This window comes from Streptomyces sp. B15 (genome assembly GCF_018070605.1).
In the GTDB taxonomy this organism is placed as follows: domain Bacteria; phylum Actinomycetota; class Actinomycetes; order Streptomycetales; family Streptomycetaceae; genus Streptomyces; species Streptomyces smyrnaeus.
Genome location: NZ_JAGPXJ010000035.1, coordinates 19,070 through 32,172 on the forward strand (window position 1 = coordinate 19,070; position 13,103 = coordinate 32,172).

At 72.4% G+C, this 13,103-nt stretch carries 10 protein-coding genes and 2 pseudogenes; 7 read left to right on the forward strand and 5 right to left on the reverse strand.

Annotated elements, in window-relative coordinates:
• Positions 1-86 precede the first annotated feature (86 nt).
• Complete coding sequence (locus KBY19_RS17625) at positions 87-1,499, reverse strand: family 2B encapsulin nanocompartment shell protein (RefSeq protein ID WP_099877948.1); 1,413 nt, start codon at positions 1,497-1,499, stop codon at positions 87-89.
• Between the two features lie 529 nt (positions 1,500-2,028).
• On the opposite strand from KBY19_RS17625, the gene KBY19_RS17630 reads away from it, so the two are divergent.
• Both KBY19_RS17630 and KBY19_RS17635 read left to right on the forward strand, forming a co-directional pair.
• Complete coding sequence (locus KBY19_RS17630) at positions 2,029-2,625, forward strand: hypothetical protein (RefSeq protein WP_221506183.1); 597 nt, start codon at positions 2,029-2,031, stop codon at positions 2,623-2,625.
• Between the two features lie 182 nt (positions 2,626-2,807).
• Positions 2,808-5,309 carry a right-handed parallel beta-helix repeat-containing protein gene (locus KBY19_RS17635; protein ID WP_185016163.1) on the forward strand — a complete coding sequence of 834 codons (2,502 nt, stop codon included), beginning with the start codon at positions 2,808-2,810 and terminating at the stop codon, positions 5,307-5,309.
• On the opposite strand, the gene KBY19_RS17640 is transcribed toward KBY19_RS17635, so the two are convergent.
• A complete protein-coding gene (locus KBY19_RS17640) occupies positions 5,279-7,687 on the reverse strand; it encodes a hypothetical protein (protein WP_210966156.1) in 2,409 nt (802 codons plus the stop codon). The genes KBY19_RS17635 and KBY19_RS17640 overlap by 31 nt on opposite strands.
• A 331-nt stretch (positions 7,688-8,018) precedes the next feature.
• Here KBY19_RS17640 and KBY19_RS17645 point away from each other — a divergent pair, with 331 nt between their 5' ends.
• Positions 8,019-8,870: a DeoR/GlpR family DNA-binding transcription regulator gene (locus KBY19_RS17645; protein ID WP_099877957.1), complete on the forward strand. Its 852-nt coding sequence runs from the start codon at positions 8,019-8,021 to the stop codon at positions 8,868-8,870.
• Positions 8,871-8,978: 108 nt separating this feature from the next.
• Positions 8,979-9,467 carry an SRPBCC family protein gene (locus tag KBY19_RS17650; protein ID WP_210966147.1) on the forward strand — a complete coding sequence of 163 codons (489 nt, stop codon included), beginning with the start codon at positions 8,979-8,981 and terminating at the stop codon, positions 9,465-9,467.
• A 50-nt stretch (positions 9,468-9,517) separates the two neighbouring features.
• Here the strand turns inward: KBY19_RS17650 and KBY19_RS17655 are convergent, their stop codons facing one another.
• Complete coding sequence (locus KBY19_RS17655; RefSeq protein WP_210966148.1) at positions 9,518-10,669, reverse strand: PLP-dependent cysteine synthase family protein; 1,152 nt, start codon at positions 10,667-10,669, stop codon at positions 9,518-9,520.
• A 126-nt stretch (positions 10,670-10,795) separates the two neighbouring features.
• On the opposite strand from KBY19_RS17655, the gene KBY19_RS17660 reads away from it, so the two are divergent.
• Together KBY19_RS17660 and KBY19_RS17665 are read left to right on the forward strand one after the other, a co-directional pair.
• Positions 10,796-11,107 (forward strand): hypothetical protein, encoded by a 312-nt coding sequence (locus tag KBY19_RS17660; protein WP_099877965.1) that lies wholly within the window; start codon positions 10,796-10,798, stop codon positions 11,105-11,107.
• Positions 11,108-11,249: 142 nt separating this feature from the next.
• Complete coding sequence (locus KBY19_RS17665) at positions 11,250-11,873, forward strand: ATP-binding protein (protein WP_307843540.1); 624 nt, start codon at positions 11,250-11,252, stop codon at positions 11,871-11,873.
• A 223-nt stretch (positions 11,874-12,096) separates the two neighbouring features.
• Here KBY19_RS17665 and KBY19_RS17670 read toward each other — a convergent pair.
• A pseudogene (locus KBY19_RS17670) lies at positions 12,097-12,388 on the reverse strand (ABC transporter substrate-binding protein); the annotation flags it as partial.
• Between the two features lie 74 nt (positions 12,389-12,462).
• Here KBY19_RS17670 and KBY19_RS17675 point away from each other — a divergent pair.
• Positions 12,463-12,621, forward strand: a pseudogene (locus KBY19_RS17675) (ATP-binding cassette domain-containing protein); the annotation flags it as partial.
• 28 nt (positions 12,622-12,649) lie between these two features.
• Here the strand turns inward: KBY19_RS17675 and KBY19_RS17680 are convergent.
• Positions 12,650-12,964, reverse strand: coding sequence for an SHOCT domain-containing protein (locus KBY19_RS17680; protein ID WP_099877968.1), 315 nt, complete (start codon positions 12,962-12,964; stop codon positions 12,650-12,652).
• Between the last annotated feature and the right edge of the window lie 139 nt (positions 12,965-13,103).

Genomic DNA, 13,103 nt, shown 5'->3' on the forward strand with positions numbered 1-13,103 from the left:
TGTGCCCAGTTCCTGGTGTTTCCGGCTGCCTGTTTACCTGGTGTCGCCGATGGCGGTTTTCCGCCGTGCCCGCTTGAGGGTTGCTGTCAGTGCCCGAGTTCGACGTCCTCGAGGATTCCGAGCGCGTCGGGCACGAGTACGGCAGCGGAGTAGTAGGCGCTCACCAGGTAGGACATGACGGCCGTTTCGTTGATGCCCATGAAGCGGACCGAAAGGCTCGGGCTGTACTCGTCGGGAATTCCCGTCTGGTGGAGTCCGACGACTCCCTGTGCCTTCTCGCCGGTACGCATCGCCAGGACGGAGGTGCTGCCCTGCGGACTGACCGGGATCTTGTTGCAGGGCAGGATGGGGACGCCGCGCCAGGCGGGCACGGAGTGGCCCTCGTAGTCGACGGACTGCGGGTACAGGCCGCGCTTGCTGCACTCGCGGCCGATCGCGGCGATCGCCTTGGGATGGGCCAGGATGACGCTGGGGTCCTTCCAGACGGTGGCCAGCAGCTCGTCCAGGTCGTCCGGGGTGGGCGGCCCGGAGCGGGTGTGGATGCGCTGCTTCATCTCCGCGTTGTGCAGCAGCCCGACCCGGCTGTTGTTGATCAGGTCGTGCTCCTGGCGTTCGCGCAGCGCCTCGATGGTGAGCCGCAGCTGCTCCTCGAGCTGGTTCATCGGGTGGTTGTACAGGTCGGCGACCCTGGTGTGGACGCGCAGCACGGTCTGGGCGACTTCCAGCTCGTACTCGCGGGGGCTCAGCTCGTAGTCGACGTAGGTGCCCGGCAGCGCCGCCTCGCCCACGTGTCCGGAGGCCAGCTCGATCGCGGATTCGCCGTTCTCCGTGCGCTGGGACGGGATCCGGGCGCGGGTCGCGGCCAGGTGGGAGCGGAGCGACGCGGAGTCGGCCAGGACGGCGTCGAAGGCGCGCCGCTCCAGAGTGAGGACGGTGCCGCTGGTCAGCGCGGTGAGGGTGTGGTCCCAGGTGCCGGCCTGGCCGGTCAGCCGGTCGTCGCCGACGAAGTCGCCGTCCGCGAGCACGCCCTGGGTGATGTCCTCGTCGTACCGGCCGCGGACGCTGCGGCGCAGCTTGCCGTGCGCGATCAGCACCAGCTGATCGGCGGGCCGGCCCTCCTCGACGAGCACTTCGCCGGGGCGGAAGTCGCGCTGCTCACAGCGGCCGGCGAGGGCTTCCAGCACCTCCTGGTCGTCGAAGCCGCGCAGCGCCGGCAGCTCGGTCAGCTCCAGAGGGATGACCCGTACTTCGGAGCCGGTGGACACGAACTCCACGCGGCCGTCACCGAGGGTGTGGCTCAACCGCCGGTTCACCCGGAAGGTGCCGCCGGTCACCTGCACCCAGGGCAGGACCCGCAGCAGCCACCGCGAGGTGATCCCCTGCATCTGCGGGGGTGTCTTCGTGGTGGTCGCGAGATTCCGGGCCGCTGCTGTGGCCAGGCTCTGCTGGGCCTGCTCGGCACTCTCGTTTCCGGAATTCCGCTCCGCCGCAGTCGTCATCCGACACCGCCAATCCTCGTGATGATCCGTCAATTCACACGCTGCGGGCCGAAGTTATGCGAGGCGCGGGAGCGGCGGCAATCGCTCGAAAGATGACGCCGCACTCCGAATGCCCGCGCGATTCCTGGGGTAAAGCCGCCGCCTTCCTCCCGAACCGCTCACCCACAGTGACGAAACGCGGGAAATTCTCACTGCTTGCGACTCCGCCTTCGCGAAGCACCGTCTTTCCGCTTGGGAAATCTCCGGAGGGTGCGCGGGCGCACCAGGGGGCGCGCGTACATCCGATCCGCGCCCGCTGTCCGATGCCGACGACCCACTCAGTAAACTCGGCGGATCACGAGGGGAACGAAGCGAGCCCAGGAAGAACCCGAGAACGGAAAGGGAACCGACGGCCCCGAAGGACCGACAGCCCGAGGAACGGCAGAAGGTCACAGAACGGCGACTCAGGGCTCTTCGGCCCTTCTCGTGCATGTACCGCGCCCGATGAGGTACGTAAGGGACGGCGAGAAGGGGGTGAGCGGCGGTGCGCATGATCGTCGGTCTGTGGCGCTGGCGCGAGAACCCGTTGTGCCGCGGCACCGACCGCCGAGAGGCTTGGCTGTCCCTGTGGGCCGCGCTGCTGATCGCCCTGGGAGTCCCGCTGGCAGGCTGGGCCGCCGCGGACGCCGCCCACGAGGCGCTGCTGCGTACGGCCCACAAGCAGCAGCACGAAAGACAGCGGATCCAGGCGACGGTCCAGCACGTCACCGTGCTGCCGCCGCTGGACTCCGAGACGGAGACGGCCGCCGGGGCACAGAACCGCAACCGGGTCACGGCACGCTGGACGGGCCCCGAGGGCAATACGCACACCGGAACCGTCATGCTGCGCCATCCGGTGGAGCCGGGCAGCCGCTTCCATGTGTGGACCGACGCGCAGGGCCGGCTCACCTCCCGCCCGATGAGCGCCCGCAGCGCCCGTTCGTACTCGCTGCTGGCCGGACTGGCCGCCGCCGCCTTCGCCGCCGGAGCGCTGGAGGGCGGACGGCGGGTGACCGTACGGCTGCTGCTGCGGCGCCGGTACGCGCGCTGGGACGAGGAGTGGGTGCGCATCGGTCCCGACTGGGGCCGCACCGGCGCCGGCAACTGACGGGCCCGCACGGTCCCGCAGCGGTTTCGAAAGCGCATCCGTGCCGGTCACTCGGTTGGACCCGTCACCGCGGACCAACAGCGCACGCTACGGTGGTGCGGCCGGCACGGACGGCGCACTCGGCATTCCGTGCGACAGGCTTAACGCATCTTGGTACGCACGAGGTTGGGGCACAGCACTCCATGGCACAGGGCTCGGTCCAGGTCACGCACAGCGGTACGTCGCGATGGCGGCGGCGCACGGGCGAGTACACGTCGTTGTCCGCCGCGCTGGAGGCCGCGGGCGACGGCGACGTACTCACCGTGGCACCGGGAACCTACCGGGAGAACCTCGTCATCGAACGCATGGTGACCTTGCGCGGCCCGGAGCGCGGCGGCGCCGGGCCCGTCCGTATCGCACCGACGGAAGGGGTGGCCCTGACCGTGCGCTCCGCCGCGCTGGTCCAGGACCTCCAGATCGAGGGGCAGGACTCGGCCGTGCCCGCCGTGCTGGTGGAGGACTCGGCGCCGGAGCTGGCCGGGCTGCGGGTGATGACCCGCTCCGCCGCCGGGATCGAGGTGCGCGGCGGTGCCCGGCCCACGGTGCGGCGCTGCACGGTGGACAACCCGGCCGGGATCGGTCTCAGCATCACCGGCGGGGCGAGCGGCGTGTACGAGGAGTGCGAGGTGGTGGCCGCCGGCCAGTCCGGTGTCCTGGTGCGCGACGGCGCGCGTCCCCGCATCGCCCACTGCAGGGTGCATCTGGCCTCCGGGGCCGGTATCGCGCTGCAGGGCGAGGGCAGCACGCTGGAAGCGGTCGGCTGCGAGGTGTACGAGATCAAGGGCAGTGGGCTGCGCGTCGCCGCGCGCGCCAGCGGGCACTTCACCGACTGCCAGGTGCACCGCACCTCCGCCGACGGCGTCACCCTCGACACCGACGCGGTGCTCACCCTCGCGGACTGCGACATCCACGACATCCCCGAGAACGCGGTCGATCTGCGCTCCCGCTCCGTTTTGACGCTGACCCGCTCCAAGGTGCGCCGCTTCGGCCGAAACGGCCTGTCGGTGTGGGATCCGGGCACCCGCGCGGACGCCAACGGCTGCGAGATACACGAGAGTACGGGCGACTATCCGGCGGTGTGGGTCAGCGACGGTGCGACAGCGGTGCTGGACACCTGCCGGGTGCATTCGGTGCCCGACGCGCTGTTCGTCCTCGACCGGGGTTCGCGCGCCGACGTGCTGGACAGCGACCTGTCCCAGGTGCGCGGCACCGCCGTCTCGGTGAGCGACGGTGCCGTCGTGCAGCTGGACGACTGCCGGATCAGCAAGGCCGCCACCGGTGCCTGGTTCCGCGACCACGGCAGCGGCGGGGTGCTCAACGGCTGCACCATCGACCAGGCGGCGACCGGCGTCATCGTCACCAAGGGCGCGGACCCCACCATCGAGCGCTGCACGGTCAGCGGCTCCGGCGAGGCCGGGTTCTATGTGTCGGCCGAAGGGCGCGGGACCTTCCACAACTGCCGGGTGACCGGCTCGCGCGGCTACGGGTTCCACGTCATCGACGGCTGTCGCACCACACTGCGCCGCTGCCGCACGGAGCGGTGCACGCGCGGGGGGTACGAGTTCGCCGAGGAGGGCCCGACCGTCGAGGACTGCACCAGCGACGAGAGCGCGGCGGCCGTCGTCGCGCCGTCCGCCGCGGCGACGAGCGGTGCGGCCTCCTCCACGCCCTCCGCCGCTTCCACCGCCCCCGCCGAGGGCTCGGCAGGGCTGCTGACCGCGCAGGCCGCGCTCCCCCGGCAGCGTTCGGGGAGCTCGTCGTCGACGAAGACCGCGGCGGCCGCGCCGGCGGCCGATCCCGCCGCGGACGGCGGCCCGGACGGCGAGGACGCGGCCCGTCCGGCCAAGGAGGTGCTGGGCGAACTCGACGCGCTGGTCGGGCTGGAGAGCGTCAAGCGTGAGGTCAGGGCGCTCACCGACATGATCGAGGTCGGCCGCAGGCGGCAGCGCGCGGGGCTCAAGGCGGCCTCCGCGCGGCGGCATCTGGTCTTCACCGGCTCACCCGGCACCGGCAAGACCACGGTGGCCCGCCTCTACGGCGAGATCCTGCGCTCCCTCGGCGTGCTGCGGCGCGGCCATCTGGTGGAGGTCTCCCGCGTCGATCTGGTGGGCGAGCACATCGGGTCGACAGCGATCCGCACCCAGGAGGCGTTCGAGCGGGCCAAGGGCGGGGTGCTGTTCATCGACGAGGCGTACGCGCTCGCGCCGCAGGACTCGGGCCGCGACTTCGGCCGGGAGGCCATCGACACGCTGGTGAAGCTGATGGAGGATCACCGCGACGACGTGGTGGTCATCGTGGCGGGCTACACCACCGAGATGGAGCACTTCCTGGCCGCCAACCCGGGCGTCGCCTCCCGTTTCTCCCGTACGATCACCTTCGGCGACTACGCACCGGAGCAACTGCTGCGCATCGTCGAGCAGCAGGCCGAAGAGCATGAGTACCACCTGGGTGAGGGCGCGCGGCAGGCGCTGCTCGGCTACTTCGCCCGGCTGCCCAAGGGTCCCTCGTTCGGCAACGGGCGCACGGCACGTCAGACGTTCGAGGCGATGGTCGAGCGGCACGCGGGCCGGGTGGCGCAGCTGCCCGACCCGAGCACCGACGATCTCACCCTGCTCTACCCCTCTGACCTGCCCGACTCCGCCTGAACCGTCCCGGCCCCGGCTCCGGCTCCGGCCGCGTCGGCTGCGTCGGCCGGCTCGGGGACCGGCTCGGACGGGCCTGACTCGGGCTGGGGCTCGGGCTGGCGCGGCACACCCTCGGTTCGCTCGTGGAACGCCCGGAAACGGGCCCGGAGGCGCTTGAGCAGCCCGGCGCGCTCCTGGGCGAAAGCCGGGTCCGCCTGGTAGTCGCCGTGCGCCAGGATCGGCTCGGGCAGCGGCAACTCGCGAGTGCGGCCGTAGACGAGGGGGTCGCGGAGCGGGCCGCGGTCCACGCCGCGGCACTCCTCGGGCGGGCCGGGTTCGGGACTGTCGGCCCGCTCGGGCCGCACGGGTCCCCCGATGGGATCCGTCAGCCGCCACAGGTTGCGCCAGCACTCCAGGCCGCCGTGCAGCGCCGCGAGCCGGTGCGGTCCGAAGTAGGCGGGGAACCAGCGGCCGTACAGCCGCTCCAGCGGTGAGCCGTAGGTGAGCAGCGCGATCTGGCGGCGGGTTTCGGGATCCAGCTGCCAGACGGCGGCGGCGGCCAGCACACTGCCCTGGGAGTGGCCGGAGATCACCAGGCGCCGTTCGGGCTGCTGGTCGGTCCACATCGCCATCCGCCAGGCCAGGTCGGGCACGGCGCGCTCCGCGTAGCAGGGCGGTGCGAACGGGTGGGCGCAGCGCGGCCAGAAGGTGCCCACGTCCCACAGGATGCCGATGGTGCGGCGGGCCGAGGCGTCCTTGTAGGCGCGGCGGCTCCAGGCGAGCAGCAGGACGAAAGCGAAGCCGACCAGCCAGGAGCCGAGGGCCTGCACGGTGTCGGCGAACCCCGCGACGACGTCGGGGGCGCCCTCGGCCGCCTCGCCGGGCACCTGGCCGGTCGCCATGGTGCCGGCCACCGCCACGCCGCCCAGCACGAGCGTGGCGGCGGCGACGGTGGCCACCAGCCAGGGTGCCTGGTCGGTGAGTCCGGCCCGGGCGATGGCCGACGCGATGTGCCGTGACCGGGTCTCATCCGGCAGGAAGCCGGGATAGCCGGCCGCCACGTCGTCGGTGAGCCGCCGCGAGTCACGCCACACCCGGAAGACGAACCAGCAAGCGAGCAGCAGCACCAGCGCGAGCAGCACCGGGATGATGGACGCCTGCCAGGTGAGCACGGTGGGCGGGCCGTCGATGTGGCCGCCGGTCCGGCCCGGGGTGCCGGGCCCGTCCAGCCAGTCCCCGACCCGCTGGCAGACGCCGCCGGAGAGCAGGCCGCCCAGCGCGCAGGCGAGCATGCCGACGGAACCGGAGGCCAGTCCGCCCAGCGCGGTACGGGGCACCCGCGTGACGCGGTGCAGTGACAGTCCGAGGACACCGAGGACGACCACGAGCGCGCCCTGCAGCACCGCGAGGACGCTGAACGCCTGGTCGCCCGGGAGTGTTCCGCCGGAGGTCCAGCCGGGGCGGCTCCAGCTGCTGTGCACGACGGCGAGCAGCAGGACGGCCAGCGAGGCACCGGGAAGGCCGTGCACGGCGAGCGAGTCGGTCTCGCGGTCCGGTTCGCTCTCCTTGCGGCCCTTGCGGCAGACGACGAGCAGTACCCACGCCGCACCGGCGAGCACCAGCCCGGCCAGCAGCCATCCGCACACGTCGAGCACGGCGTTGCCGCCGGGTGCGCGGTCGTGGCGGGTGGTGGCGGCGGTGAGCGCGGCGGCGACGGTCAGGAACCCGGCGGCGGTGTGCGCGGCCCGCAGCCGGGAGACGAGGCGCTTGCCGTACCAGAAGCCGGGCAGCGACAGCGGCGGGCGTCCATCGGCTGCCGGATGATCCTCCGGGACGGTGCGCTCCAGCGGCGGCTGGGACTCGTAAGCGCTCCAGGTGCGGTGCGAGAGCCACCACAGCAGCACCGTCACCGCGGTGGGCAGGACGGCGGCCAGTGCGAGCCTGCGGCCGGGCTGGCTCCACCAGCCGCCGGGGTCGCCGGCCTCCTGCGGCGCGGCCATGAAGGCGAGCCAGGACCGCTCCTCGGCGCAGCGGGCGGCTCCCGCGCACTGCCAGGCGATCAGGTCCAGCGCGACCTCGCACACGGCGGCGACCAGCAGCACGGTCAGTGAGAGGGCGATCAGCCGGACCAGGAGGCCGTGCAGCCGCACGGTGCGGTGGCGGCCGTGCGCCGCGGGCCGGGTCCAGTGCGCAAGGTTGGCCACCATGAACGGCAGCAGAATGAGCCACAGGGCGCGCGCGCCGTTGCCCGAGGTGAGGTTCGACCAGCAGTACGCCTCCGGGACCGGCTTGCCCGCGTAGTCCTGGGGGCGGCGCTCGGCGTCCTTGTCGTCGGTGCGGCGGTGTATCGCCGCCGTGCTGTCTCCGGTGACGCGCGCGGTGCGCGGGTCGCCGAGCATCTCGGCGGGGGTGGTGCCCCCCACCCCGTGGACGAGCAGTTCGAGCGCGAGGCCCGGCGTGTTCCCGCGCGCCCCGTTGCCGTTGCGTGCGTGGTCTGACGGCACTGTGGCTTCCCCCGAGTCCCCCGAACGGTGTGTCAGCTGTGTCGGCTACGGGTGACAGCATCACCGCCGGGCCCTGCGGTGTGCCAGCCCCTCAAGAGTGAAGGTGGAGTGGGGAGTGCCGGATCCGGGCAGGAGCGCCCCCGTTGTGCGCGTGGGAGGATGGCTCCACCGGCGGCCTCCCCCACAGCCCCGACAGGTCGGTCAGGAAGGAATGGAGACAGCGGCAGTGAGCGACAACCAGAACCTCCTCGCCGAGCAGCGGCGCGCGCTGATCCTGGAGGAGGTACGGCGACGGGGCGGGGCGCGGGTCAACGAACTGACCCGGAAGCTGTCGGTCTCGGACATGACGGTGCGGCGCGACCTGGACGCGTTGGCCCGGCAGGGCGCCCTGGAGAAGGTGCACGGCGGCGCGGTGCCGGTCGCGGAGGCGAGCACCCACGAGCCGGGGTTCGAGGCGAAGTCCTCCCTGGAACTGAGCGCGAAGGAGGACATCGCGCGTGCGGCGGCCACCATGGCGCAGCCGGGTACCGCGATCGCGCTCTCCGGGGGTACCACGACGTTCGCGCTGGCCCGGCATCTGCTGGACGTTCCGAATCTGACGGTGGTCACCAACTCGGTGCGGGTCGCCGATGTCTTCCATTCCGCGCAGCGTTCGGGTGCCGGAGGCGCCGGGAGCCGTCCGGGTGCGGCGACGGTGGTGCTGACGGGCGGGGTGCGTACCCCCTCGGACTCGCTGGTCGGTTCGGTCGCGGACGCGGCGATCCGTGCGCTGCATTTCGATGCGCTGTTCCTGGGGGTGCACGGCATATCGGTGGAGGCGGGGCTGTCCACACCGAACCTGGCGGAGGCCGAGACGAACCGGCATTTCGTCGGCTCGGCGCGCCGGGTGATCGTCGTCGCGGACCACACCAAGTGGGGGACGGTGGGGCTGAGTTCGTTCGCTTCCTTGGATCAGGTGGACGCGCTGGTGACGGACAGCGGGATGCCGCCCGCGGTGCGGGAGGAGATCCGGGAGCGGCTGCCGGAGCTGGTGGTGGCCGGGGAGCAGGACGTCGAGGGGGCCGCGGGCGCGCTGTGACGGCGGGATCCGCTCCGGCTGCCCGCGGCCGGGCTGCCGGACCGCCCGGCCACGGCTAGGGTGGTGGGGCTCCGCACGTCCGTTCGCGTACCGCTGGGGGTCGTTCGTATGGCACGTCAACTGTCGGCACGGCAACTGCGTCCCGTCGAACTGGACTTCGCCGACACCGCACCGCTGCGGCTGCCCTTCACCGCGGACCTGGGAGTTGCTCCCGAACGCGTGTACACGGCGCTGGCCGACGAGTTGGAGGCGTGGCCGCGCTGGTTCACGGCGGTCACCGAGGTGCGGCCGACCGCCGGCGGCAAGGGCCGCGAGGTCCGGCTGAAGGGCGGGGGCTTCTTCGACGAGACGGTGCTGGCGGCGCATCCCTGCGAGCGGTACACCTACCGGATCGACCGCACCAACGCGCCCGGCATCCGCGCGATGCTGGAGGACTGGAATCTGGCCCCCTCACCGGCCGGCGGCACCCGGGTGCGCTGGACGATGGCCGTGGAGGGCACCCCGGCGCTGCGGGCCGTGCTGCGGCTGGGCAAGCCCGGGCTCGGCGCCTCGTTCCGGGACGCCATGCGCAAGCTGGAGCACAGGCTGCGCCCCTGAGCGGCGGCCGGCAGCGGGGGGATGGCGGGGTGCCGTCTGCGGCAGCGTGCCTAGGGGCGCTCCGTCCACGCGCCGGTGGCCAGGAACCGCTCCAGGGTGCGTACGTAGGGACCGATGTCCAGCCCCTGCTCGGCGAGCCAGGCGTCCGAGTAGTACTTGTCCAGATACCTCTCACCCGGGTCGCACAGCAGGGTGACGACGCTGCCCTGCACGCCCGCCGCCAGCATCTCGGCGACGATCCGCAGGCTGCTCCACAGTCCGGTGCCGGTGGAGCCGCCCGCCTTGCGCCCCAGCACCCGGTCGAGGGTGCGTACGGCGGCCACGCTGGCGGCGTCCGGGACCTTCATCATGCGGTCGATGGCGCCGGGCACGAAGCTGGGCTCCATACGGGGCCGCCCGATGCCCTCGATACGGGACCCGGTCGCACTGGTGGCCTCCGGGTCGCCGCGCGTCCACCCTTCGAAGAAGCAGGAGTTCTCCGGATCGGGGACGCATACGCGGGTGTCGTACTGCATGTAGCGGATGTAGCGCGCGAAGGTCGCCGAGGTGCCGCCGGTGCCCGCGGTGGCCACGATCCAGGCGGGCTCCGGGTGGCGCTCGCGGCTCAACTGCCCGTAGACGCTCTCGGCGATGTTGTTGTTCCCGCGCCAGTCGGTGGCCCGCTCGGCGTAGGTGAACTGGTCCATGAAGTGTCCGCCGCTCTCGGCGGCGAGCCGGGCGGAGACCTCGTAGACGGTGCGCGGATCGTCCACCAGATGGCAGGTGCCGCCCTGGAACTCGATCAGCCGGGTCTTCTCGCCGCTCGTCGTGCGGGGCATCACCGCGATGAACGGCACCCCGATCAGTTTGGCGAAGTACGCCTCGCTCAGCGCGGTGGAGCCGCTGGACGCCTCGATGACGGGACGGCCGGGGCGGATCCAGCCGTTGCACAGCGCGTAGAGGAACAGCGAGCGCGCCAGGCGGTGTTTGAGGCTTCCGGTCGGGTGGGTCGACTCGTCCTTGAGGTACAGGTCGATACCCCACTCCTCGGGGAGCGGGAAGGCGAGCAGATGGGTGTCGGCGCTGCGTCCGCTCTCGGCGCGCACCTTGCGTACCGCCTCCTTCAGCCAGCCTCGCTGGTCCGGGTCGCTGCGGTCGACGTCCTCGGTGGGCAGGTCGGCGACGGGAGGGGCGGGTTCGGTGGCGCTCACGAGGCCGATCATAAAGGGGGGCCGGTAGACAGGCGCGGACGTGGGCATGCTCACGGCGAGGGGTGGAGTTTCTCCGGGTGTACGGACACCGCTCGGGGGTACCCCTGCTTGGCAGAATCCGGTGGGAGGCGGTGTGTAGTGGCGGAGCCGGAGTTCGACGCGACTGGGGTTGGGATCAGCCGGATGCTTCGCTCACTCACCCGGGCCGGCCATGTGCTGGTGCGGGACGGCGAGCTGGTGTTGCTGACCAGCTACGGCAGTGAGATCGACAGCGCGCCGGTCGACGAGGTGCGGGTCAGCGGCTACGGGCTGCGGGACCAGGCGCTGGCGACCCTGCGGGGCAGAAGCTATCTGCTGCGGTTCGGCCTGGGCCATCGGGAGGAGCTGCTGTCGGCCGTGCGTACGGCGCGGGCGAAGGCCGCCGCCGAGCGCGGCGTACTCGGCAGATGACCAGGCGTCGAGACCACTGTGTGACTGAATCGTCGCTGAGCGTTTGCACCTCCGCTCGTCCGCTCTCATCCTGGCTCTGTAGCGCACGTCACATGTGATCCGTCCCCGCCCCCGGGCGGCCCCTCGTGAGGGAGTCACAGTCGTGATCAGTCCACCGAGCAGCACGAGCAAACACACCACCCCGGCGCGGCACTGTGCCGTGGAGTTCCAGGCGCTGCCCTCGCGCATAGGCCAGGTGCGCAGGATCGTCTCCGCACAGCTGCGGTACTGGCGCCTGGACGCCCTCATCGACGCCACCGCCCTCGGGTTGACCGAGCTGCTGGCCAACGTCCATCGGCACGCCGAGCCCGAGGGGCGAAGCGACGCGGAGGGCCCGGCGCCCGCCGACAAGCACTGCACCGTGGAGCTCTCCTTCATGTGGAACCGGCTCACGGTCTCGGTGCGCGACCACGACCCCCGGCTGCCGCAGGTGCGCGGCTCCGCGTCCCGTGAGCCGCTGTCCACCAGCGGGCGCGGCCTGGCACTGGTGGCCTCCATCAGCGAGAGCTGGGGCATGCGCGCCCAGACCGACGGTTCCGGGAAGATCGTCTGGTTCTCCCTCCCCGCCCCCGCACCGGATACGGCGGACCGGCACCAGGGCCAGGGCAAGGGCAAGGGCCGGAGCCGGGGCCGGGAGGGCGGCACGGCACGCGAGACGCCGCCGGGTTCCACTCCTCCCGCCCCCGTACCGCCCCCTGCCGAGGCGGAGCCTGCCGCAACGGGCTGAGGCGGCCTCGACCGCCCCGCCCGAAGGGCTACTCGGTGGCGACGGCGCGCAGCACATCGAGGCGGGCCGCCCTGCGGGCCGGGCGCCGGCCGGCCAGCAGACCGGCGGCGATCCCGACGAGGGCGACCACTGCCAACTGGAGCGGCGGCGGGCTGAAGACGCTCAGTCCCCTGCTGTCGGTGGCCCGTACCAGCGCCCAGCCCAGGAACCCGCCGAGTCCGAGCCCGCCGAAGGTGACCAGGCCGACAATCTTCACCCGTAGGGGATCGGGGGTGCGCAGGGTCGTCACGTCGCCGATTTCGAGCTTGCCGGAGGCGGCGGCACCCTCGTTGACCACGACCTCACCGAAGGCGCGGGGCGCACGGCCCCGGGAGAGCTCGTAGGGGTTGAGTTGCTTGTCGCCGATCCAGTTGCCGGCGGTCGTGGGCGGACCCTGACCGACCGCCGACGGGTTCGCCGTCGGAGCCCACGAGCTGTCCGGCGCCCTCGACGCCGGGTTCGGCCGCGGCGACGCCGGAGGTGCCGCGTACGGCTCGCAGGTTCTCCTCGGTACGCAGCGGACTGCGGGTGCCCATGGCGTCCTCCTGCCGTGAAGGTCTACGGCAGCGGTGACGCGGAGGTCCGCGCACTCGACGGCGTGACGCTCGGCTTCGGGACGGGCCGCTTCACCGCCATCATGGGCCCCTCCGGCTCCGGCAAGTCCACCCTCATGCACTGCGCCGCCGGGCTGGACACCCTCACCTCCGGGCCGGTGACGCGTACGGCAAAGGTGCCGCTCACCGCTTGCCGCCCGTGGGCCCGCCGTGCCGCTCGCGGGTGCTCTCGTGCAGTACGGAGGCGCGGCGCCAGTACTCGTCCTCGTCGATCTCGCCCTGGGCGAAGCGCCGGTCGAGCAGGTCGAGCGGGCTGCCGGTGCCGTCCTGTGCCATGTGCGGCTGCGCTCCCCAGGCGGCGCGGGGGCCGCGGTGGCCGCGCCGGACGGTGCGCAGCAGGAAGACGCCGCCCGCGATGACGGCGGCCCAGATGAGCGGGAAGAACAGGATCCAGGGCCCCGGGCCCCCGTCGTTGTGCCATTGCGCCAGGGTCTGCACGGCCCTCAACTCCTCGGTAGCGGTCGACGGTGCGTTCTCGCTACCGAGAGTGCGCGCCGACCGGGGGCCGGGGCGTCGTACGGCCGGCGGCAGTACCGATACCTCCCGAGGAGTACCACGAGGGGCGCGCGCTGCTCCG